The 23,662-nt window shown below is 64.5% G+C and carries 17 protein-coding genes; 15 read left to right on the top strand and 2 right to left on the bottom strand.

Annotated elements, in window-relative coordinates:
- The first annotated feature begins 30 nt into the window (after positions 1-30).
- The 14 genes from GBB11_RS08125 to GBB11_RS08060 all read left to right on the top strand — a co-directional run bounded on the left by GBB11_RS08125 (position 31) and on the right by GBB11_RS08060 (position 20,743).
- Entirely contained in the window at positions 31-1,632 is a 1,602-nt protein-coding gene (locus GBB11_RS08125) for a hypothetical protein (RefSeq protein WP_151549563.1), read from the top strand.
- A 3-nt stretch (positions 1,633-1,635) separates the two neighbouring features.
- The gene (gene pyrE / locus GBB11_RS08120) at positions 1,636-2,190 is read left to right on the top strand and encodes an orotate phosphoribosyltransferase (protein WP_370513515.1); all 555 of its coding nucleotides are present in this window, start codon (positions 1,636-1,638) and stop codon (positions 2,188-2,190) included.
- Complete coding sequence (locus GBB11_RS08115) at positions 2,183-2,875, top strand: RNA methyltransferase (protein WP_151549562.1); 693 nt, start codon at positions 2,183-2,185, stop codon at positions 2,873-2,875. Before pyrE ends, GBB11_RS08115 begins: the two co-directional genes overlap by 8 nt.
- Positions 2,876-3,132: 257 nt before the next feature.
- Positions 3,133-4,341 carry a glycoside hydrolase family 76 protein gene (locus tag GBB11_RS08110; protein WP_151549561.1) on the top strand — a complete coding sequence of 403 codons (1,209 nt, stop codon included), beginning with the start codon at positions 3,133-3,135 and terminating at the stop codon, positions 4,339-4,341.
- Positions 4,342-4,580: 239 nt separating this feature from the next.
- On the top strand, positions 4,581-5,114 hold the full coding sequence (locus GBB11_RS08105) for a hypothetical protein (protein ID WP_151549560.1): 534 nt from the start codon (positions 4,581-4,583) through the stop codon (positions 5,112-5,114).
- Between the two features lie 59 nt (positions 5,115-5,173).
- The gene (locus GBB11_RS08100) at positions 5,174-7,816 is read left to right on the top strand and encodes a vWA domain-containing protein (RefSeq protein WP_151549559.1); all 2,643 of its coding nucleotides are present in this window, start codon (positions 5,174-5,176) and stop codon (positions 7,814-7,816) included.
- A 55-nt stretch (positions 7,817-7,871) separates the two neighbouring features.
- A complete protein-coding gene (locus GBB11_RS08095) occupies positions 7,872-11,534 on the top strand; it encodes a tubulin-like doman-containing protein (RefSeq protein ID WP_151549558.1) in 3,663 nt (1,220 codons plus the stop codon).
- Entirely contained in the window at positions 11,531-14,386 is a 2,856-nt protein-coding gene (locus tag GBB11_RS08090; RefSeq protein ID WP_151549557.1) for a hypothetical protein, read from the top strand. Before GBB11_RS08095 ends, GBB11_RS08090 begins: the two co-directional genes overlap by 4 nt.
- Positions 14,387-14,425: 39 nt before the next feature.
- A complete protein-coding gene (locus GBB11_RS08085) occupies positions 14,426-16,474 on the top strand; it encodes a hypothetical protein (RefSeq protein WP_151549556.1) in 2,049 nt (682 codons plus the stop codon).
- Positions 16,471-18,255, top strand: coding sequence for a hypothetical protein (locus GBB11_RS08080; protein ID WP_151549555.1), 1,785 nt, complete (start codon positions 16,471-16,473; stop codon positions 18,253-18,255). The genes GBB11_RS08085 and GBB11_RS08080 overlap by 4 nt, the downstream gene beginning before the upstream one ends.
- Positions 18,256-18,260: 5 nt before the next feature.
- Positions 18,261-18,497 (top strand): hypothetical protein, encoded by a 237-nt coding sequence (locus tag GBB11_RS08075; protein ID WP_151549554.1) that lies wholly within the window; start codon positions 18,261-18,263, stop codon positions 18,495-18,497.
- A 2-nt stretch (positions 18,498-18,499) separates the two neighbouring features.
- On the top strand, positions 18,500-19,243 hold the full coding sequence (locus tag GBB11_RS08070; RefSeq protein WP_151549553.1) for a hypothetical protein: 744 nt from the start codon (positions 18,500-18,502) through the stop codon (positions 19,241-19,243).
- Positions 19,243-20,259 (top strand): hypothetical protein, encoded by a 1,017-nt coding sequence (locus GBB11_RS08065; RefSeq protein WP_151549552.1) that lies wholly within the window; start codon positions 19,243-19,245, stop codon positions 20,257-20,259. The genes GBB11_RS08070 and GBB11_RS08065 overlap by 1 nt, the downstream gene beginning before the upstream one ends.
- A 4-nt stretch (positions 20,260-20,263) precedes the next feature.
- Positions 20,264-20,743, top strand: coding sequence for a hypothetical protein (locus GBB11_RS08060; protein ID WP_151549551.1), 480 nt, complete (start codon positions 20,264-20,266; stop codon positions 20,741-20,743).
- Here GBB11_RS08060 and GBB11_RS08055 read toward each other — a convergent pair.
- Together GBB11_RS08055 and GBB11_RS08050 are read right to left on the bottom strand one after the other, a co-directional pair.
- Positions 20,725-21,747 (bottom strand): S66 peptidase family protein, encoded by a 1,023-nt coding sequence (locus GBB11_RS08055; RefSeq protein WP_151549550.1) that lies wholly within the window; start codon positions 21,745-21,747, stop codon positions 20,725-20,727. The two genes, GBB11_RS08060 and GBB11_RS08055, sit on opposite strands and share 19 nt — an antisense overlap.
- Before the next feature lie 46 nt (positions 21,748-21,793).
- Complete coding sequence (locus GBB11_RS08050) at positions 21,794-23,212, bottom strand: hypothetical protein (RefSeq protein WP_151549549.1); 1,419 nt, start codon at positions 23,210-23,212, stop codon at positions 21,794-21,796.
- A 323-nt stretch (positions 23,213-23,535) separates the two neighbouring features.
- On the opposite strand from GBB11_RS08050, the gene GBB11_RS08045 reads away from it, so the two are divergent.
- Positions 23,536-23,662: class II fructose-bisphosphate aldolase (locus tag GBB11_RS08045; RefSeq protein WP_192795986.1), on the top strand; the 127-nt coding region annotated here is incomplete at its 3' end.

Here is a 23,662-nt window from a genome sequence, read left to right as displayed (position 1 = left end):
CCGCTCAGCACAGATTAAGCTAGGTGAGCGATGAACGTAGTTATCTTTATCGTTGCGGCACTCCTCTTCCTCGTCGGCCTCTGGCTGCTCGTTGTAGATCGCAAACGCCGCACCCGCACTGCCCCGCGCGAGCTGTCCCGCACCAGCGACGTCGACCGCCCCGTCGAGGACGAGCAGGCGCCTGAGCGCCCCGTGGCGGATGACGTTGCCGCTGCGCCGCTGCCGGTCGCTGACACCGCGCCCGCCCCAGCCGAGCACTCGGAGCCGCAGCTTGCAGCGGAGGAGGGGCCACTCGAGCCCGTCGAGCCTGCCGAATCTGCAGCCGCCGAGCCTGATGGGTCGGCTGTCGAGCCTGCCGAGTCTGCGGCCGCCCCCGACGGCGCCACGGCCATCTATGCCGAGGAAGAAACCAAGGTGGATGTTGACACCGAGGACGCCCTCTACGATCTCCCGCACCCCGACTCGGAGGCGGAGGCAAAGTCAGCGCCGCAGGCGCCCACTGCCGAGCCCGTAGAGCCCGTGGACCCCGACGCTCCCGAGGAGAACGAGGCGAACGAGGAACACGAGGAGCAGGCTGGCGTCAATACGGCACCGGCCGCCGCAGCCTCGAAGCGGCGTTTCTCCCTGCCCGGGTTTATGAACTCCGCGCGCCGTGAGCGGCGCGACTGGGCCAAGGAGCATGACTACTTCTTCGCTAAAAGCGATGAGTTCCTCAGCGATGAATGGTCGCGTGGCGCGGCCGCCACGGGCGCGGTAGCACGCAACGTGGTCAGCGGCACCGCCTGCGGCCACGAGATGCACTTGGTGGATCTCGGCGGGGTGTGCGTCATGGCGATGCGCCGCGGCTCGGTCTCTGATGTGGTGATCGATGCCCGCCGCGCCAGCGCGGATGATGCCCCCGGCGCCGGTGAGGATTTGCTGGCCGTCGGCGAGCTGCACGAGCTGCGCGTGGTGGCCAGCGAAGTCGATGTGGCCGAGCGCTTCCTCGATGAGCGCGTACACGCCGCCCTCGAGGCCCTGCCGCCGGCCGTTGATGCCGTGTGGTGCGAGGGCAACTGGGTGCTGGCCCAATTCCAGCCCCACTCGCAGTCTCCGGATTGGGATGCGGTGTGCCAGCCGCTCTCTATGCTTGCCGACGCCGCCCGCGCGCTGCCGCCCCGCCGCGGCGCGCTATTGGATCTGAAATTGGAGGAGCGCGATCCTTCCCGGCCGGTGGTGGAACCCATCGAGCTGGATGAGGTGAGCGTGCCGGAGGAATTCTCCGACCCGCGCCCCGCCGTGGTCACCCGCCCCGAAGAGCCGGTGGAGCTGCCGAGCCGCGCCCAGCAGGTATCGCGCGGGGTCGTGAGCTCCCGCGGTGTGGGCACCGATGACATCGCCCCCATCGCCTCCGGCGATAGCCGCGAGCACACTGGCTTCGACGGCACCAAGGTGCTGCGCGATACGGGAATGTCCTCGTCTATCTTTAATGACATCTCCGCAGAGCTGGGCACCAGCTTCACTCCCGAATTCGCCGCGCGTCTCAATGACTCTGCGGCCCAGGACGAGGCTGATACGCCCGTGCAGGACGAGAGCGACGCGGCCACGGATGAGGGCGGCGACGCGGATGAGAACACCACCACTAACAACTAGGAAATGAGCGCGAGAATGGACGTTGCGGCTGCAAAGGCAGAACTGGCAGAGCTAGTGAAAGAACTGGCCGTGGTGCACGGGGAGGTCACGCTCTCCTCGGGGAAGAAGGCCAACTATTACGTGGACCTGCGCCGCGCCACGCTGCACCACCGGGCCTCCCGGCTGATTGGGGCCTTGCTGCGGGAAGAGACCAAGGACCTGGACTATGTCAGCGTCGGCGGGCTCACCCTGGGTGCTGACCCGGTGGCAACCGCCGTGATGCACGCCGAGGGCCGTGAGATCAACGCCTTCGTGGTGCGTAAGGAAGCAAAGAAGCACGGTATGCAGCGCCGTATCGAGGGCCCTGATGTGGTGGGCAAGAAGGTGCTGGTGGTGGAAGATACCACCACCACCGGCAATTCCCCGCTCACCGCTGTGCAGGCGCTGCGTGAGGCCGGCGCCGAGGTCGTGGCGGTAGCGACGGTGGTGGATCGCGCCACCGGTGCCGCCGATGTGATCGCCGCAGAAGGCCTCGACTACCGCTACCTGCTGGGCTTGGAGGATCTTGGTCTTGCCTAAGCATCAGACACCGGAGCCGGAGGGCTCCTCGGGGCGCGGGCCCACCGAGTGGTTCGAGGCGCCCCGCGGGGTCGGGCCGTGGGAGCAGGAGTATCCCGATACGCCGCTGCCCACGGACTCCCGCTACGATCCTCGGCTGCTGGCGGAGGGCGATCGCCGCAATGTGGTGGACGCCTACCGCTATTGGACGATGGAGGCCATCGTCGCCGATATCGATTCTCGGCGGCACCAGCTGCACATCGCTATCGAGAACTTCGAGAATGACTCGAATATCGGCACCGTGGTGCGCACCGCCAATGCTTTCGCCGTGGACACGGTGCATATCGTGGGTCGGCGGCGGTGGAATCGCCGCGGTGCCATGGTGACCGACCGCTACCAGCACCTGCGCCATCACTCCAGCGTGGCCGAGGTCTTAGCCTTTGCCCGCGAGCAGGATCTCAGCGTGGTGGCCATCGATAATGTTCCCGGCTCCGTGCCGCTGGAGACCGCCGAGCTGCCCGAGCGCTGCTTATTGCTCTTCGGGCAGGAAGGCCCCGGGGTCAGTCCCCAAGCCCAAGAGGGGGCGATCATGACCTGCTCGATCGCCCAATTTGGGTCGACGCGCTCGATCAACGCCGGGGTAGCAGCCGGTATTGCCATGCATACCTGGATTCGCCAACACGCCGATCTGCGCCATTCCTGGTAGCCGCGCCCAGCGGCGCATACTCACCCGTAGCTTATGCTCCCGAAGAAGAGCGTTAGCGCAGGCCACGGCGGGTATGTGTCGTTTCTGTTACCGTTTCAACTAGAGAAAGTGTAGAACGTGAGTTGAAGCCACCGCGCTCTGGCAGTGGCTTGCACACGCTGCGCCCTAGTCCCTGCACGGGCCAGGGGCGTATCCACCAGTTTCCGCCCCCGTGGGCGGTCGCTGCTCGTGACCTTGATGGAATGAGGACAACTACCGTGCCCGAGAAGTGGATTCACCGCGCTGACCTAGCCGAGGCAGCGATTGAGGATCGTCACGCCACTGGGCTGTGGGCGTTGCCGCGCACCAACCTGGCCGAAGTGGCCTGGCCTGGGGGCGTGAAGGAAAAGCTCATGCTGCATTGGCACTACTGGTGGCAGGCGCACTATCTGGACTGCCAGATTGATGCGGCGCTGCGTACCTCCACTCGGCCCCGCCGGAAACGCATCCAGCACACGGTGCGCGGCATCAGGGTGCGCAATATCTACAAGCTGAGCCGCAATAAGTACTACGACGATAAAGCGTGGCTGGCCCTTGCCTTGCGCCGCATGGATACAGTGCATTCCCTCTCCGCGCCCGCCTATGCGGCGGAGCTAGAGGAGAACCTGCGCGCCAATGTGGACCCCAGTCTTGGTGTGCTGCCCTGGCGGGAGGGAGAGAACTTCTTCAACGTGCCCACCAACGGCCCCGCCGCGATCATGCTGGCCCGCACCGGCTATGTGGACGAGGCCCGCACCATGACGGATTGGGTTTTCGACAACCTGATGAATGAAAAGGGTTTGATCATGGATGGGGTGCGTATGCGCATGCACGGCCCCGAGGTCGTCAAACCCATTCACCCCTACTGCCAGGGCGTGGTCATGGGCGCCTGCATGGCCATTATCGAACAATTGCGCAAGCAGGCGGGCTTGGAACCCCATGCGCGTATCGAGACTCTCGAGGACGCCGACCGCGCCGAGGACATCATGGATTATGTGGCCCGCGTGCGGCAGCTCGTGCACGCCGTGGCCAAAGAACTGGCCAATGATCGCGGCGCGATCACCACGGTGAACCGCGGCGGCGATGGCGGCCTCTTCAAGGGCATTCTTGCCCGCTACCTCGCCGAGGTGGCCGTGAATCTACCGAATGATGGCGGGCGCAATACCTCCACCAAGAAGATTGCTGCGCGGCTGGTCTTGGCATCCGCCGAGGCCGCCTGGGGATATCGCCTCGAAATCGATGGCCTGCCGGTGTTCCCGTCGGAGTGGACCGAGGATGCCCAGCTGCCACGCAATGCCGGTGTGGTCTCTGCCAAGGTGGGCGGAGCGCTCACCAGTTCCGGCATCCCGGAGCGGGATCTTTCGGTTCAGCTCAGCGGCTGGATGCTCATGGAAGCCGCCGCGCGCGTGAGCACCCAGGTGGGCGCGGAGCTCGACCTCACCATCTAACACTGCCCGTCACATCCACTCATATATGTGCGGTGGGCTGAGAGGGGGTGGGTGCCCGCAGGCATATCTCCCCCTCGCTCACCAGTGCGAAAACAGACAAAGATTCTTCCGTATTCCTCGTTCCCTGTCGTCGACTGGCGCGAATAAAGGGGAATAGGAGTGCGAAAAAAGGGGCGCGCGTGTCGCTCCGTGGCGCTATCATGAGGCCCTAACCTATTTTTTAAGGAGAATCTTTTACGGTGTCACGTCCCACTTTTGGATCGGATTTTCATAATTCTTGGTCTGATCAGCCTGCAGACTCCCGCGGCGATACCGCGCCGCGGGCTTGGGATTCTGTCCCCTCCTCTTCTTCGGCCGCTTCCGACTCTCCTGAGTTCGGTGGCGGCTCCAGCTTTAGCCAACCCACGGCCCCCGCAACCCCGCCGCCGCGCCTCCAACCGGTATCGGGGCCGTGGCCGCTCTTGCTCGTGGCTGGGCTGACCTCGCTGCTCGGAATTTTCTGCGCTCTGGCCGCCCCGCTGCTCGGGGGAACGGCCACCGATCCCGCATTCCGCACCTATGCCCTCGTGGGGTGGGTATGCGCCGGCATCCTCACGTTTGTGGCCATTGGATTCCACAAGATTGCAGATAATCGTCGAAAAGCGGAGAGCTTTTATGTGGAAAACACGACACAAACGGCGCTGCTGCGCGCAGCCTTAGCTTTAGGCGCTGTGGGCGTAGTGATTACCGCGTTCGAATTCGCCCTAGCGATCTCTAAAACGGTCGGTGCGTAGCGTAGCGACGCCACCTTCTTTATCTTCATTGCTTTTTACTCTAAGGATCGAGAAACACAGTGAACCACCCCGCCCAGCGCCGTGGATCGTCTCGTCGATGTGGTGCAGCCGCCCTGGCGGCGGCGCTTAGCGTGGCAGCAGCGCCGCAGGTAGCTGCAGCGCCGGCGCCCTCGCCAGTCGCGGCAGACAATATCGCGCGCCTGAACTCCTGTATCGCCCAGAAAAAGTCCGCAGACCTGATGTTTGTGGTGGATGAGTCCCAGTCCCTCTCGGGATTCGAGGATCTTCCCGCCACCGACCCAGACGCGGTGCGCGTGGCCGCCGCCCAAGACCTCATCCGGCAGCTCGGCATCGCAGCCCAGGATGTGGATGCGGATATCAACGTCAAGCTCGCCGGCTTCGGCGAAACCTACGAGTCCGATCCTGATTCCTATGGTGACTGGGCCAATGTGGCCAACCAGGCCGATGCGCTCGCCTCCACGGCCGAGATTTTCGCGGAGCGCGACCAGCAAAGCTACACCGATTATGGGACCGCGCTGCGTGGGGCTGGGGCAGATATGGCCGCCCATAGCGATGGCGACTCCTGCCGTGCCGTGCTCTTCTTTACCGATGGTCTCATCACCACCCCGGGCGAGGAGGCTGCCGCCGCCACAGACCAGCTGTGCTCGGCGGCCGGGCCGGTCAACCAGCTCCGCCAGTCTGGGGTGCAGCTATTTACCGTGGGGCTTATTCCGCGCGGCACCGATTCCCCAGAGCAGCTGCTGCGCGATATGGCCGAAACCCCCGACTGCGGCGAAGCCCCCGCCAATGGCGCCTTCTTTAACGCCACAGACGATGTGGCCGGGCTCTTCAGCGCCTTCCGCGGCATCCTGCCCAATGCGGGATCCGTGCAGGACGAGCTGCGCATGGGAGAGACCTTCCGCTTCGTGCTGGATAACTCCGTCGATGAGATCCGCCTGGACGCGCAGCCGCAGCAGCGCGGCGCCAGCGATAACGTTCAGCCCTATCTGATTAACCCGCGCGGTGACCGTATTGATCTCGGCGGCAGCGGCACGCAGGATCTCGCCGGGGCAGAGGTAGAGGTCTTGGGAGACAACCAGGTGCTGCCCGGCATGATCGACGCCGAGCTGCGGCAGAATGGCTCCGACGCCTGGGCAGGGGAGTGGACCTTCGGCTATGACTCGCCGGAAAAAGAGGGCCGTTACAAAATAAAGATGCAGATCCTGCCCGGCCTGCACCTCGATATTCCGGCCCTGAGCGAGGGAGAAAAGACCGGTATCACCAACGAGGAGCCGCTGCAGGTGCAGCTGCTCAACCGCGATGGCGAAGCCGTCGATCTGGAGGGTGAGGCCGAGCTGGAGGCGATGTTTGTTGCCGCCGATGGTGCCGCGCCGCTGCCCTTGGGCGAGGCGCAATCCATTGCCGAGGGCAGCCCCGTGGCCGTGCCTCTCGACGCCATCGATCGGCCAGTCAACGGCACGATCGCGCTGCGGAGCCAGATCACCACCAAGGGCACCGATGATGCGCCGGGCACCGCGCTCTCGCCGATCGTGGCCGAGTATCCGGTGTCGATCTCCCCGCGGAATATGCCCGTGGTACCGGGCGAGGTGCAGGTGACAGTGGAGGAGACCCACGCCCAATTCACCGTGCCCATCACCGGTCCTGGAGAGGCCACGCTCGGCGGAGCCGTGCTCAACGCCGTGCCCGAGGGCGCCGAAGGCGTGAGCGTGCAGGTGGATGAGGCCCCGCTACAGCTTGCCAAGGGAGAAGAAGGCACGCTGTCCTTCACCATTGATAGCGAGCACCTGGCAGATGGCCCCCTGGCCGGTGTACTGCAGCTTAACCTCGCGAGCGCCGATGGCGATGGTCGCACGGCCGAGGTGGATATTCCCCTGACCGGCTCCATGCGCGCCCCCGTGAACACCACTGTGTTCTCGCTGGTGATGGTGGTGGCGCTGCTGCTCGGGCTGCTCATCCCGCTGGCTATCTTGTACCTCTTCAAATATCTCAGCGGCACCCTGACCCGCAAGAAGATCTACGCGCTCACCATCCCCGTGCAGATCAAGGAGCACCAGGTGATCCGGAGCAATACCGGCCGCCCCTTCCACGTGGATCGCGGGGAGCTGATGGACTCCACCGGCACGATGGTCAGTGGCCGGCACGCCACCATCGGCTCTAAGAGCTTCGGGGTGGCCCTGGGGCTGAACCCCTTCAGCTCTGCGCAGGCCCGCGCCCAGCAGACGCCGTCCATCCCCGATGATGGCCGCCGCTCGGGTGACAACGCCGTGCTGCCCTTGGATCTTGCCCAGCACTGGGTGTTTTATCCGCAGCAGGGCCGCCCCGAGGCCGGCGTCGTGGTGGTGCTCGTCGATCGTTTCGCCACCGATGACGCCGTGGCGCGCATCGAACGCTCGGTCCGCGAGAAGCTGCCACGCCTCGCCCAGGATCTTCACACCACAGCGAAGGACAGCGGCGAGAACACCGCCAGCGATAGCAGCGGCGGCAGTGGCGCTGCAGAGACGGCCGCCGCAGGCTCTGCGGCCAGTAGCTGGGGCGGGCCCAGCGAGCCCCGCAACACCGGCGGTGGCGGCTGGGATCAGCCCCGCAGCACCGGCTGGGACTCGGGCGGACACGAGGATCAGAAACCCCATCGCCCCTCCTCGGGCGGCTGGTCAGATGACTCCCGCGGCTGGGATTCCTAGGCGCACACGGATACGGCAGTAGACACGGTAGATATCTACAAGGAGAGATGAAAAGATGCGGAAGTTTTTGGTAGTAGGCTGTGGCGGCTCGGGCGCGAAAACCTTGGCCTACATGATGGATCAGCTCAAGGCGCTGATCCGAGAAGTAGAGCCAGGGCGCGATTCCCTGCCCAAGGCGTGGCAGTTTGTCTCTATCGACGCCCCGCTTGCCGCCGAGGATGGGCCCAGCGGCTTAGCCAATGTGGAGCAGGCTGGGGGCCGCTATATCGGTATCGGTAGTCACCAGTCCTATCGCACCTTCGACGCCGCCGTGTCGGCGGAGCTCGCCCGCGGCGACGGCCTCAAAGACATCGCCACCTGGGCGCCGCGGGTGCCCAATGCCATTGAGCTTCCTATCTCCGCCGGTGCCGCCCAGCGCCGCACCTTGGGGCGCATGCTCACCCTGCCCAAGCTGGAGAAGATCCGCGAGGAATTACGCAAGGCACTGGAGGATATGAATACCTCGGATGCCAATGTGGAGTTGAACGAGCTCAACCGCAAGATCCAAGGTTTCTCCTCCGATAAGAGCGAATCGGATCCCACCATCCTGGTGGTCTCATCCATGGCTGGTGGCTCCGGTGCCTCCATGTTTTTGGATGTGTGCCGCGTGCTCGCCGGGCTGCCCAATGCCAAGCCCGAGCAGACCGCCGTGTTCCTGCTGACACCTGAGGTATTCGATTCCTTGCCCAAGGACGCCATGAGTGGCGCCTGGCCCAATGCCCTGGCCATGTTCGGTGAGGTCTTCGCCGCCCAAACCGGGGCCGCCGCCGCGGCCGACGCCTCCCTCTACCACGCACTGGGTATCGCTACCGCAGATCAAGGCTCCACCTTTGCTCGTCTCTTCCCCATTGGTAGCCGCATGGGTGAGGAGCGGGCGCGTTTCGGCCGCGAGGGCTCGCCCTCGGAAATCTATCGTGGGCTCGGTCGGGCCCTGTCCGGTCTGGTCTACTCTGAGCAGGCTTCCGCGGATTTCGTGCAATACGATCTCGGCAATGCAGGCGCCCCGGATGCGAAGCGCTCCTATCTCGGCTGGGCCGATAACGAGAAGCTGAAGTGGACCGGCCTGCCCTGGGGCTCGATGGGCTACGCCCAGCTCAGCATGGGTCGCGATAAGTACAAGGAGTATGCGGCGCAGCGCATTGCCCGCGCCAGCTTCGATCAATTGCTGCGCGGCCACATCGATCCGCGCAATCACTCCACCGGTGAGGAACAGCTTCGGGAGCGCCTCGCTGAGCGCCTGCCGGACAGCATGAACCGGATGAAGATCCACCCGGAGCTGGTGACGAGCGCCGCCACCACAGACATCATCCGCAATTGGTACGAGGTTCTTTTCCATGCGGAGCTGGAGGCCGCCGTCAGCGAATCCCAGGCGGTACTGCGCTCGAAGATCCCCGCGCCGGTGGAGGGCCAAAAGGGCCAAGAGTGGGCCGACGAGGTAGACAGCGTGATGGGGAGCTCCTACCTGAGCACGGAGCTCCGCAGGGTCATGCAGCGATCGGCCTATAGCGCGGTGTATCGCTGGGCGGACTTCATCACGGACAGCATGCTCGCCGAGGCCGAGGAGGAGCTCTCGCGGCTGGGAATTCCCTACGTGGAGAAGATGCTCTCCGAGCTGGATGTGATTGTGAAAGACAAGCTCCAGCCGGGCACCGAGAAATTTATCCTGAACCACCAGGGCCTCGATCCGGCGGCGCGTCCCGCTGATGCCGATCAAGCCCTGCACCCGGTCACCGGGAAGAAGCGCATTCACAATGCCGATGCCGTGGTGGAGCAGCTCCTCAGCTGCTACAGCCCGCAGCTGCGCACCGCCATGGTGGTGGAGCTGGCCCGTAGCCTCAGCCCAGTACTGGAGGATTTCCGTTTCGGGGTGCTGCGCCGCCTGCGCGATGAGCTGGACCGCGCCCACAAGGATGTGCGCGCCGCCGACAAGGCCAAGGAGTCCACGCTGGATCTCGCGGATGTGGCCACCGATGAGCCGGCGGCGTGGCCGCGGCCGCACGATGAGAAGGTCAGTGATCGCTTCCGCGGCTCGGTGAATGAAATCGTGATTACCGAGGTGGATAACTTCCCCGCTGATTTCGAGGCGCAGCTGCTGGAGGCAGTCTCGGGCGAGGACGCGAATGTCACCGATCTTGCCGAGGCCACCTCCCGCGTTACTCGCACCATCATCAAGGGCGAGTGGGAGACCACCGATGCGGTGAAGGCCCCGCGCGATACTCTGGCGCGCCCCGCCGACGAGGTGCCCGGCGGTAACCGGGCGGGCTGGGCGAGCAAGCATTTGCGACGCCACCCCGAGAACACAGGGGAAAGCCGCGAAAGCTCCAATGCCGTATTCAAGGCCCGCATCCGCCCGAAGGACCTGCTCGAGCGCGCCCGCATGTGGGTGGTGCGCCCAGGCGAAAGTTTCGAGCGCTTTATCTCCGCAGACCTGCGTAGCTACATGACCCAGGACGAGATGCTGAGCGACGCCGAGTACGAGCAGCGTATCGCTCGGCTGCGCAGCGAATTCTCCAAGGCGCTGTCCCTATCGCGCCCCTTGGCCGCGGTGGACGCCACGATGGTGCAGGCGGTACACGGGCAGGGAGTCACCTACCGTTATTCCTTCTCGGAGATCCCCTTCAAGGATCAGCGCGTCGCCGCCGAGCTGGAGAGCACCCTGAGTTCGAGCAAGATCGAGGGGCAGTCGCGCACCAAGTTCGACAATGCCCTGCGCGATAGCACCAATATTCAGCGCATCGATATCTTCGGCTCCTATCCGAACTATTCGCCGATCGTGTTCAGCTCCCTGCTGCCGCAGATCGCAAAGGAGTTCAAGGCCAGCCACAATCGCTTCGATTTCTGGAACCTGCGCCGCACCCACACCCTTGATGCCGCGCTGCCGCTGAGTATCGATGAGCGCAAGGCCCTCGTCGGCGGCTGGTTGCTGGGCGTGGCCACTGGCCGCATCCTCATCACCAACCAGGGCACCACGGACGCCGCGGCCCATGTGTATGGGCGCCTGCCCGCCCACCGCGGCTCCGCGGATCGCGCCGAGGGCTGGTACCACTTCCCCTCGCCGATGCTCACCGGCCCTGGGGAGATGCGCAATGAGGTGGATTGGATGCCGGCGGTGTTGGAGTCCATTCTGCTGGCCTACGCCAATAGCCATGAGCGGGATCGCAGTGGCGCCCCCGGCGCATCCCTGCACCCCTACTGGGCGTTGCGGGCCCTCTTCGATGATTCGCCGGAGAAGGCCAGCAATGTCGATGGCGGTCTGCGCCACCCGGCAGTGAATACTTTGGCGCGCTTCCTGCGCACCGGCGAGTGGCCCGCCGAGCGCAATGGCACCCGCGGCACGAGCATCGCGGAGCGCGTCGGCATGGTGGAAGAACACCTGGCCCGCGCCTTGCGCACCGCGGAAATGTTGGCGCCGGTGGATAATACGGGCTTCCCCAGCGCCTCCACGGTGGATAAGTCCTGGGCGCATCCGACCAGCCGCGAGCGCGCCTCGAAGATGCCCTACTACCGCGACTTCGCGGCGGATGTGGTGGAGATGGCCAATCTCTTGCACGGGCTGCTCGATGAGGCGCAGCGAGTGGCGGAGCAGCCGGAAAGCACGAGCAGTATTCCTACCGGCTTCAGCTCGGCGCAGACTGACAATGATGATGAGTTCTCCGGATTCGGTGGTGGTTTGTTGTGAGTTACACCAAAAACACAGATGTTGTCTTCATCGGTGCGGGTCGCCTCTTCGGTGAGCTGCGCGGCGTGGCCGCGGACCTCACCACGCTCGGGCATGTCTCGCGCACCTTCTGGATTGATGCCGGCGCCCAGGACCCCGCCCGCGGCGGCGTGCACTCGACGGTGCGGCTGATGGAGGAACCCGCCGAGCAGCACCGCGGCTGCGAGAGCTTCGTGGCGCTTTCCGATGCACTGCGGGATATCCGGGGATTGACCCTAGTGGTACACGTGGTGGACGCTAATGATCCGGACACCGATTATGCGGCCGTGGATCGGTGGATGCGTCTGATCCAGTCCGAGGCCGCGCAGAACTCGGTGCGCCGCGTGCGCCTCTTGCTGCCGCAGCTGCCGCTGCCCAGCACGGAGCCGGCCCCTCGCGAGGGCTGGGCCACGGTGGCGCTCACCGCCTTCGACGCGGATTCCCCCCTGACGTCCTCGCGCCGTATTCAACAAGACGATGGCCCCCTCGAGGTGGCCCGCGCCTATGCCCCGAGCGTGCTCGGGCTCTGCGGTCGTTTCACGGCGGCGCCGGTGGTGGGCGTGCTCAAGGAGGATGGCAGCGAGATCATTCAGGGCCTGGCTGATTCCTTCGTGCTGGCCCGCTGCTTCTTCCGTAATTTAGACGCCAGTGCCGCCGAGGAAGAGCTCCGCGACGCGGTGATCAACGTGCGGGAGGATATCCCGGTCACGCATATGCGCGATGGGCGCCAAACGGTACCCCAGCAGCAGAGTGAGGAGATGGTGCGTCGCTATGCGAGCGAGCTGTTGCAGGCGCACCAGGCCGAGCTCATTACCCAGGAGAAATCCCCGAAGAGCGCCGAACAGGTAGAGCAAAGTGGTGCGGCCGCACTCAAGGCCTTCTTCCGCGAGTTTTTCCGCGCCACGGTGGGCTCGCGCTCGATCTGGAGTTCCTCCCTCCACCAGGGCATGGCGGATCGCATGCGGGATATGCTGCAAAAGAATCTCTATGGAGAAGAAAGTACGATTCGCGTCGTGGTGGGGCAGAAGGGCCGCGGCAGCAGCGGCGAGGCCGGGATGGAGGCGCTGCGCGCCAGCTCGGCGCGACTGCTGGGCGCCTCCAGCAAGGCCGGTATCAACGTCACGAGTCAGACCAATCTCTCGAGCCTGTGGTCCGATTATTGTGCGGCCTCGCTCACCCTCATCGACGGCTCGGATCGTTTGCATGATCGGCTGCCGAACCTGGTGGATAACTCCAACCCCGCCGTGGTGAGCACCGCCGCCGAGGTGGTGCCGGATACGGAGCAAGGCTTCGATGCCAGCCTGCCGATTCTGGACGAGTTTATGAAGCGCGAGGAATCGGAAAAGTTTCTGCACCCCTACGATGCGGTGCGGGTGCGGAGCTTCGATAGGAAACTCACCAAGGCTGTCTCCCGCACCTCGGATCCCGAGGTATTGGACCTGCGCGAGGATTTCCAGCGCTGGCGCGCTGAGAGCGGCACCAGCTTTGCCTCCGAGGTAGGCTCCGGTTTGCTGGAGCGTCTCTCCCACGCCCGCCATCGGGTGGGCGCCGCCTTCGACGCCGCTCAGGCCTGCGAGCAGCAACTCAGCCAGATTGGTAGCCAGGATACGGAGGCCATCAATCGCCGCCTGACCAGGAAGCTGCGCCTGCTCAGCGGGCTATGGGCGGTGCTCATGCTGCTGCTCATCTACTGCTGCATCCGCTTCTACAAGCCCGATTGGCGCGTGCCTTTCCCGCAATGGCGGGGCCTGAACTGGCAGTGGACGGTGCTCCTTGCGGTACTGACTACGGCGGTGATTGTGGCGGTGCAGATGGCGATCTTTGCCCGGGCGCGGCGTGGGGTCTATGACCTGCTTCGCCAACGCCGCTTGCTGGAAGAAAACCTCGAGATCTACATGGACAACTACCACGCAGCACTGGGCGATGTGGCCCGCCTGACTGGGGCCTACCAGCAGTTCTTGGCGTGGTCCTTGGTGCTTGGCCGCGTGCTCGCCTATCCCTTCGGGGCCCCGCGCACCACCCGCGCCACCACGGAGATCCCCACCGCCGGTCTGCCGCGTGCGGCTCGGCTGGGGCGCGCGGTGGCCGATCCGGATAAGCGCCGCGAGCTGACCCATACGCTGCGGCAGTCCTTGTGTCGCGAGGGCTGGGCGGGCAGCGCCTTCGAGCGCAGCGTGGGCGAGCTGGCCCGCCAGGTGGCCTCCACCACCGGCAGCCGCGAGCAGCGCGTCACCGATTTCTATAGCCTCAACGGCCTCGGTTCGGGTTCGGAGCTGGATCAGCTCGCCCAGTGTGCGATGCGCACGATCCCGGAGCTGTCTGAGCAGGAGCGGCAGCGCCTTATCGACGCTCTCTCGCAGGAGAGTAGCGCCGCCACGGTGCAGAGTTATCTGCCGCAGGCCGTCTTCTACGAGAACGGCCAGGAACGCACAGTGGAGCGCAGCGAGTTCTTCTCTGGGTTGATGGAGCCGGATCGCGCCGATGTGGAGTTCCCCGCAGAGTCGCTCAGCGCCCTCGGCGCCACCCGGGGCGCGACCGTGATCGATCAGGACAAGAGCGTGACCTATCACTCGGATTCCAGCCGCGGTTCGCTCACCCGCAGCGTGCTCAAGCAGCAGTTCGGCGCGGTGGCCAAGCTCTCCTTGCTGGTGCCGCTCAGCGAAGATGATGCGCAGGTGGAGGACTTCAACCCCAGTGCGCAGGGGGCAGATTTTGGGTGGACGATGTACCGCTCCGACACGGATACCTTCCCCGGCCCCGACGGCGCCCCTGGCGGGCACCGGCGCGGTGAGGATGACTCCCAAGGATTCCCCGGACCATCCACCCTGCTCTAAGCACAGTGCCTTGTGAAAGTTTGAGGAAAGAGAGACCCTATGGCGATCAATAGATGGGTAACTGATCTACCCGCAGACGCTATCGCCCAGCTCAGTGGCCTAGTGGCGCCGTCTCGCGAGCGGGTAGCCGCCATTCTTCGCGACGCCACCCCGCAGCAGATTGACGCCGCGACCGCGATGCTCAGCTGCGAATCCCAGCAGATCCCGGATCCCAGGGCGGAGCAGTCCGCGCCGCCCGCAGGCGCCCCAGCTGGGATCGTCCCGATCGATACCGCGGCAGCGGCGGAGGACAGCGCGGAGGCGGCGTCGACAAGCGTCGCGGACGAATGGGACTTCGCTGCGGGCCCGGAGCCGACGAAGCCGCAGGTAAACCCAGCGGATTTCATGGATGAGAAGCTGCGCGGCTTCAGTTTTGCGCCCTTCGCACACCAGGTCGCCGCTCCCTGCGGGCTGGTGAAGGTAGAGGTAGAAGAGGTCACCGATGCGGGCACCCAGGTGCTCGTCTATTGGGATGAGATGCCCTCCGCTGCGAATTTCGTGCTCTACCGCCTCGTGGGGAATGTGGGCGAGGGCCCGCTTAGCCCGGAGGAGGGCACGACTCTGGTGCATACCCGCGGCCGCGCCTTCCGCGAGGTGATTCCATCCACGGTGGGCATGCGCCACTACACGGTGTGGGCCTATATGGGCGATAGCCCTCGGAGCCTGCTGGGCGTGCAGCCGGAGCTCGTGGGCGAGGAGGCGCTGGGCCTGCCGCCGCGCAATATCACCCTGGTGGAGGATAAAAACGGTACGGTCACCGGCTCCTGGGCGCTGCCGCAGGGCATCGACGATATTGAGGTCTATGCCCGGGTGTCTACCGCGGTGACCCCGCTTTATGATCCGAGCCACCGGGTGACCTCTGGGGTGGGCTTGCGCAACTTCACCCACACCGTGGCCAAGCGCGGAAAAACCTATGACTTCCAGCTCTTTCCCACTTTCGAATTCCGCGGCAGTAGGCGCGTGGGAGAGGGCTCGGAGATCGCCCAAGTGCAGATTTCCGCGAATATTCAAAAGGTAGTGATGAAAGAAGCGGTGCGCCTACCCAGCAGCGCTGGTGACCGGATCAGCCTGGCGTGGGATGTGCCCTCGATGGGCGAGGTGCGGGTGTATCTGAGCGAACAGGCACCCCAGGCAGATTTGGCGCTCGAGGCGGTGGAGGAGCGGCACATCCTCGACGATGATGCCCTCGGCTCCACTAAGTGGGTGCATACCTTCGACTTCGACGAGATCGACCAGTATCAGCCCGGCGAGGAGCACCGCACCGTGGTGCAGTGGCCGGGGGAGTGGTCGCAAGTGTTCTGTGTGCCCGTGCACGTGGTGGGCGATTCCTTCCAGGTGGGCGACTATCAGGTGGTCAACCGCGTGGAGAAGATTAAGGATACGACCCTGCACGAGCGGGTATCGAGCCAGTTGGTCACCTTCGATTGGCCCAAGGGGGCCTCGGTGGTGCACGTGCGCTCGCGGCGCAGCCGCATCGATCACTATCTCGTGGAGGAGGACTATCGCCGCCAGGGCGGGGTGCGTCTCCGGCTGGCGAATCTTGGCGACACCGTGGAATTGGAGCCGCGCTTCTACTACGGCGGCACCGCGGTGACCGGCGAGGCCACCACCATCGATTATGAGGGTTTGTGGACGTATCGCTACCGCATCCGCCAACGCAACGACAACGGCGACTATCTGCTCGGGGTGTGGCTGTGGCGCGACGGCGCCGAGGATGAACACCCGCCGAGCTTTGTGCTGGTATTCAACCGCGACCGCCTGCCGTTGCACGCCGGTGATGGCGAAAGGCTCCACACGAGGCGGAAAGCGCCTTTTGAGGTTGATGAGCCGGCGCCGAAGATGGTGCCGGAGCGGCTCGAGGCGGACTGGCTCGCGGCGTCCGACGAGGCCACAGAAACCTATTGGTTCACGAAGTTGGAGCCCTCGCAGCACGGCTATGTGCGCGTCTTTCTCGCCGATGCGGAGCGCCACCGGCCGAACGAGCCCCAGCGCGTGGTGGTAGACGATGATTCGCAGCTCTTCGAGGTCCATCCGGGAGGCATACGATGAGCCCTGAGTCTGTGTCCTCGCCCGTACTGGGCACCTTCAGCTTCGCCTCCTTCGGCCGCAGCTCCACCCGCGCCGGTGGTTGGGGCGTGGGCGATAGCACGGGGCGGATCACCCAGCAGCTGATTGCGCAGCTGCGTCCCACTATTCCCTCCACGCTTGTCGACGGCGCCCGCTTCGGAAACTACCCGAGTAGTGCGGAGATCGCGCACCTTAATCGGCGTTTCGCATGGCTGCCGACAAGCGATGCCGAGGGCAATACGGTGTGGGCCTTCTATGCCTCCTGCCATGCCGGGCAGGACGCCTCCGGCAGGCCGGGCAATGTGTTCACCTTTGTGCAGGTGCACGATTCCGCCGCGCAGGTGGACCCGATCAGGATGATGTATTCCCCACAGATCCCTGCACCCTTTGGCAAACGAGAGGTCGATGCCGCAGCGCTTCCCGCCGCGATCACCGAGCCTGGGCCGCTGAGCGACGCCGTGCTGCACCGCTTCCTCACCGCCTCGGCCGAGTCGGCCGAGCTGCCCGTGCCGTGGGAGAATCTCTCGGCTCACAGCAGCGGCGGGCCGCGCCGGGAGTATGTGGATGCCGCAGTGGCGGCCCTGCGCACCGGCGCCCCTGTGGTGCTGGCCTGCCCCCTGGCTGAATCTCCGCTGTGGGTGGCCGCGGTCTATCGCGCCCACGGGGAGAACACGAGCTTTGCCACCTTCCACAACGCCGAGCGTCTCGCCGATATGCTCGGCACGAAAGCCCAGCTGGTGGCGGTGCGTGCGGAGCATGTCGAACTGGCGCGGGAGGTGGTGCCAGAACACGCGGTGGTGCTGGATGTGACCGCCCCACTGCCGGAGGTGCTGCGCGCCCCCAGCACCAGCGCGACGGATCCTATCGTCGCGGACCCCGCTGTGACTGACTCGGCTGTGGCGGACTCGGCTGTGGCTGACCCGGCCGCAGCACCGCTCGCTGCGCGCCCACAGGAGTCCGCGCAGCAGGAGGAAAGCAGTGCGGCATGGGGCGGACAGGAACGCATGAGCTTGGGTGAACAAGGATCCTCCGCTGCCACGGCCGCCCTCGGAGACATGCAGGACTATCCTTCTTTCAGCTTCGAGCAGCTGGGGCCCCTGCAGCAGGAATGGCCGAGCTCGCAGGGGGCGGACGTCGATGACGCAGAGCTGTCGTTGAGTGATGAGGAGTTTGTGGCCGACCTCGAGCGGGACATGGTTCCGTCCGCGCCGCTGGCCCCACCGCCTGTCCCCGAGCTATCCCCAGGTGGCATATACAACGGAGAATGTGTGGTCACAGACGACGATCTGCGTCTGATCCGGCTGCCGCTGCCGGCCTTCGTGGAGATGATGACGCAGTGGTACATCACCGAAGAACCGGACGAGGCTGCTACAAACACCCGTCTAGTCATTCGGATGAATCGCCTCGCCGCACTGACGACGCTCAGCGATGACATTCTGCGGTTGCGCGCCCGCTGCGCACTGGTGGCGTTGGTCAGCGATGTGCATGCCTGCGACAGCATAGGGCCGCTACTCCAGTTGCAGCGCCACGATCTCGATCGCCTGCAGAGTTTCTTTGCCAAGGAGGTCGACGATCTTCTCGCGCATAAGGACACGATTGAAGAGATTCTCTATTGCGACCGCACTCCTTTTAGATGTATCGAAGACGCGGTGGCGCAGCTGATGCGCGCACCCGAGAACCAGGACAGTGCCCGCTATCTTGGGCCACAAATACAGCGGCTGCTGCGCGATTCGGGCAGTGATATGCGACCGGAAAGGTACTAAGAGATATGAATACCGTTACTCTCGGCGGCGGCCACAGCTATGAGCTGCCCCTCGGTGACTTCATCAAAGTCAGTGCTACCCGCGTCAGTGGCGATGAGATGGATGTGCGCCTCGATGTGCGTGGCGAGCTCATCCACAACCAGTACAGCGCCGCAGATACCGTGATTACGGAGCTGCACGGTGATGTCGCCCTCGCGCTCACACCGGATAGGGGCGCGGAGTTTCCCCAGACCACTCCGTGATTATGCGGGTCATCCAGCCCGCCACGGCGAAGCCAGTGACCGTGCAGACCGAGGAGATTCGCCTCGACGGGCTGCATGAGAAGACCGTGCTCACCCTCTCCCCGCGGGACGGGGCAGTGCAGGTCACTGCCGTGGATGCGGGTATTTCCACCACCCTGTCGCGCTCGACCACCACCGTGTACTCGGCATTGACCAGTATCGATGCCCCGCGGGCGCAGGTCCGGCGCTGCAGCGTGTGGATGGATGATTCGGCCGCTGTCACCGCGGCCTTGCAGGAGGTAGATCTGGGGCCTGTCCGCGAGATTCTCGACGGCGTTGCAGAATACTTTTCCATCGCTGTGGACGATCACAGCACTGCCGGCGCGGGTGCCGCGACCACCGTGGGGGCTGATCTCAGCTCGCTGGAGTCGGAGGAGTGCGTGGCCGTGCTGAGTACCCACCTGCGCCCCTCCTTGTCCGTGCCCACCCGGCGCACCCTCGTGATTGTGCTGGGCCCTGATGCCCGCCGCGAGGCCGAGATGTATCGCAGCGCCTATGGCGATCGCTATCCCTTGGATCTGCTGGTGATCGACGATGCCCTGCACCACTCACTGAGCACGGGTGATCGCGCTGATCTCCAGGACGAGGCCGAGGTGCTGGTGCACTGGTTGTGCGCCGATGAGCACAGCGCGCCCGAGCAGGATGCAGCGGTTGAGCTGGGCAGGATGAGATTCAACGACGCCGATATGGAAGGAGGACGATGGTGATGTCGACCGCTCCGGTGTATGCGGGCCCGCGTTGCCCGGACACATTCCAATACCTCGACACCGCACCGACGAGCACTCGCTCTGGGGAGCAGCTGCCGGCCGATTGGGGTGAGGCCGTCGTGCACTGCGTGGTGATGGCGGGCGCCCGCGCCACCGGCAAAAGCCTCTATCTGGCGGTCGTCGTGAAGCAGCTGGAGCTGCTGGCCAACGAGAAATTCCCGGGCATGGTGGTGGAACCGGTGACTGCCTCTACGAAGGAGCGCTACGCCAAACACTATGAGCAGCCGCTCTACGTGGAGATGAAGCAGATGGCGCCCACCCCCACCAGCAGCCAGGAGGACGCCTATCAGCGGGATCCTTTCATTTTCTCTCTCGGCACGTGGCCCGATAGGGACGGTGTTGAGCGCCCTAATTATGTGGTGCTTCGCGACGTTGCCGGCGAGGATTTGGAAAACCCGAGCGTGGATCGGGACGCGCTGAGCTTCTTCCGCGACGCCGATCTGGTGATTATGCTCTTTGACCCGCTGCTGGTGCCCTCGGTTCAGGCCTATGTGCAGGGTCTGGTGCCGCGCCAAGACGGGCTGGGAGGCAACCCCGAGGATGTGTTCACCAATCTCATGCGCATCCTGGGCGATGCCCGACCGCCGCTGGCGCTTGCGATCTCCAAGTTCGACTCGCTGCAGATTCTCGAGCGCATGCCCGAAGGAGAATGGAAGGCCATCATGGGCAACCGTGGCGCGGCTTTCCGCCGCGACAATGGCTGGGACTACAACCCCGAAGCTCAGAAGGTGCTGAACCTCGAAGTGAAGTCGCTGCTGGGCTACATGAAGGCCGGGGTATTGCTGAACAAGGTGGAAGCAGCCTATATGGACAGCGATCACTCCTATTTTGCGGTGTCCTCGCTCGGCGATTCCCCGATGGGCGAGCGCCTCAGCCGCAAAGGCATCGCCCCCTACCGCTGTTTAGATCCGCTGCTGTGGATCCTCACCCAACGCAACGTGTTGAAAGAAGACTAAGCAGATGAGCTCCACCGAACCCCAGTGGGAGTTTTCCTCCGAGCAGAAGCGCCCCACCACTCCCCGCTCCGCGCATTCCTATACCACGGGCGTGGTGCACGATACTACGGCGAAGTATTCCCCGAGCTTCACCGCCACCTCGATACGCACCGCGCCCCTGCCCGTGTGGGGTGCCGCGGCGCTGTATCTGGGGTTGGTGGGCTGGCTGCTTACGGCCCTCGTCCAGGAATTGATGCGCTCTAACGCCCGCGATCTGCTGGTGATTATGCAGGTACTAGCCATCGCGGTCATCGCGACGGGGGTGGTTGCCGTGCTCAAAGCCCAGCAATGGGGGCGGTGGCTGCTGACGGCGGTGTCGGTGGCCGCCATCTTCCTCATCGTGGTGGGGAAGTTGTGGATTGCCACCATCATCGCGGTACTGGCCGCGGTGCTGGTGTGGCTGCCCTTTAATAGCGCCTGGTTTGGCTATCGCCGCCGCGGATAGTTCACCTGGTAGTCGGCGAAGGCTCGACGCTGCGCGGCGTCGAGGGTGAGCTGCCCGCCATAGGGGAGGATCCATTGCGGCCGCGTATGCCCAAAAGGCACCCCGAACACGGCAGGCAGCTCGGGGTTATAGTGCGCAAGCTGTTCGAAGATCACATCGCACTGGGCCTGCCAGGCAGCATCCTGCTGCGCCTGTGAGGGAATAACCTCCAGCGAGCTCACCGGCGGGGAGGCGATCATGAGCCCCGCGGCGACGTCGAAAAGCCCCCACTCGCCGAGCCCGCGCACCCACCGCATGATCTGATCCGGCGGGGTGAGGTTCTCGCTGGCCTCGAGCAGAATGATGTGGCCCCGCAGCCTGTCCAGCGTCGGCATACGCCCCGCCATGGCCAGCTGATCAATCACCTCAATGCAGCCGCCCCAGGTGGCGCCGCTGACGCGATCGCGCGCCCCACGCCACTGCCACGGGCGCGCCGGGCGGCGCTCACCGAAGCTGCGCAAGGCCGCAGGCTGAGTCCAGTCCACCCCAACATCCTCCGAGGCGTCCACCGGGGTGATCTCGAGGCGGCCGCCATCGCGCAGGGCGGCGAGAAAGGAGGCGCGGTGTTCGGGATCGATATACGGCCCGGACCCGAGGTGCACATGGGTGGAACCGCCATAGAAGCTCTGAACCCCCAGCTGCCACAGATGGTTGTGCAGGTTGGTGTTATCGGAGTAGCCGAGGAAGGGCTTGGGGTTGTGCCGAATCACCTCATCATCCAGATGCGGGATCACCTGGAGCTGATCATCGCCGCCAATAACGGCGAGTATCCCAGCGACCGTGGGATCGGCGAAGGCCGCGGTGATATCGCGGGCACGAGCCTCGGCGGAGGCGCCGACGGTGCGGGTGGTGGGAAACTCCACCGGCTCGAATCCGAGCTCCCGCAGGCGCGCGAGCGCCTGGGCGTAGACCTCAGGGAAAGCGCCGGCGGCAGCAAAAGAGGGCGAGATAACAGCGAGCTTCATGGCCTCTCACTCTAGCGCGGGCTGCGGCGAGAGGTGCGCGGGCGTCTTAGCGGCCCGTGGTGAAACGTGTTTTCACGCGGTGGGCGTCCTCATCCATTCCCAGCTGGCGGAAGGCGCGCAGCGTCTTTTTAAACAGCGGCGCCGAGGCCTGCGGGCCGCGCAGCTGATGCAGCAGTGCGGCGTGCAGCTCATAGAGATAGGCAAGCTGCTTGGCCGCTGCAGGCGAGAGCTGGTCGATATCGAAGATCCCGCCGCACCGTTCCGCTTCCTGAATAGCCGCTTCATACTCGCCGCTGGAGTGGCGCAGCTGGGCGGATTGGCGCACGAGGTATAGGTACTGCGTGGTCACCGTGGTGGCATGCTCGGTGAAACAGGCGTCGTGCAGGATCGGTAGGGCTTTATCCAAGGCCGCACGTTGGGTCTCTGGGCCGACGGACTCGGCCAGCCGACACATACTGACCAAGGACACGGCGACGGCCTTATAGTCATTGAAGTACTGGGCGGCGTCCACATAAGTCAGAAACAGCGGCAACACGGTGCGGACATCGTCGGGATTGCGCGCCTGGGCCTCGAGGTGATTACCGAGGGACAAATAGCGGCTGAGGCGGGGAATATCCGCCACCATCGAGGCGGGAAGAAGTGGTATCACCTGCATCCAGGCATGAAGTGCCGGCGCCATCTCAGGCAGCGCGGACTCGGAGGCGGCACGAGCCAAGACATACTGATCAAAGATCTTCGCGAACTCCGGCACCCGTGCCGGAGGAATCATCTGATTTCCCTTGGCCTCCGCGTAGAGCTGCGCAGTAAACAGCGTGGCGCAGTGCTCCACAAGGTCGGGTTGCGCGGTGGCGAGGGGCGCGAAGTACTCCTCGAGCGGATACGGAAAGTCCGCCATGCGGTGGCCCTGGGCATAGGCCTCATCGCCGAAGTACTCGGCCATGGAGGTCGCACAGGTGGGATCGGTCTCTGCTTCCCGTTGCTCTGCTTCCCTTTGTTCCGCCTGCTGCTGCTCGGCAGCCTGCTGCGTGGCGTCGTAGTGTTCGTAGAGGAGATCCAGCAGCTTGAGGGAATCAGCGTCCATCCGCTCCAGAAGCGCTTGGCGCTGGTTGAAGGTGGGGTCTTGGTAGAGATACTCGGAGCAGGCCAGCCACGCCTGCGCATTCTGCAGAGCGGGGGTCGTGCCGAGAACAAGGGCCACCGCGAGTTGCCGCTGATTGAGCTGCCGCAGGGTATCGGCGAGAACAGGACCCCGGTTGAAGCACATGTTCTCCACTTCACGGCCGAGCAGTGCGGTGTAGTGATCGTCCAAGATCAGTCGCAGGGCGCCATAGTCCGCCTCGCTCCAGTCGGGCGCGAGAGGGTTGGTGGCTGCAAGCAATACATTCGCCTGCTCCTCTGCGCCCTGTGTTCCTGCACGCTCGAGCTCGGCGAGCAGCTGATCCAAGGTGAGGCCCGTGTTAGTCATGCTTCTGATATTAGGAAACAGCTGCGACATTGTCTGCCAAACACTCGGCCATATGTTCGTAGGGGGGGCGCAGGGTGCCATCCGGATTTTTGTTTAGACACATTTTTTGCCCAGAAAGACTCCCGCTCATGTCCGAATGTGTGGTTTTTCACGTGTTGTGGGGCGGTTTAGGTACTGCGATAGTGCGCTAAAGCTGGCATAATAAAAATCAAAGCGCACATATCGGATCGGCTATCCGCAGTCTCGCTGCCTCCGTGGTTGGGCTGCGGCGGTCGCCTCGAGAAGATGCGTCGCCAACCACACTCTATGGAGGGATTTTCTTCATGCCAATTGCAACCCCCGAGGTCTACAACGAGATGCTGACCAAGGCCAAGGAGGGCGGCTTCGCCTACCCGGCCATCAACTGCACCTCTTCCGAGACCATCAACGCCGCGCTCAAGGGCTTCGCTG

This window comes from Corynebacterium sp. 74A (assembly GCF_008930665.1).
GTDB classification, from domain to species: domain Bacteria; phylum Actinomycetota; class Actinomycetes; order Mycobacteriales; family Mycobacteriaceae; genus Corynebacterium; species Corynebacterium megadyptis.
Note: the sequence above shows the minus strand (reverse complement) of the source record. Positions and strands in the feature narration are given on the sequence as shown.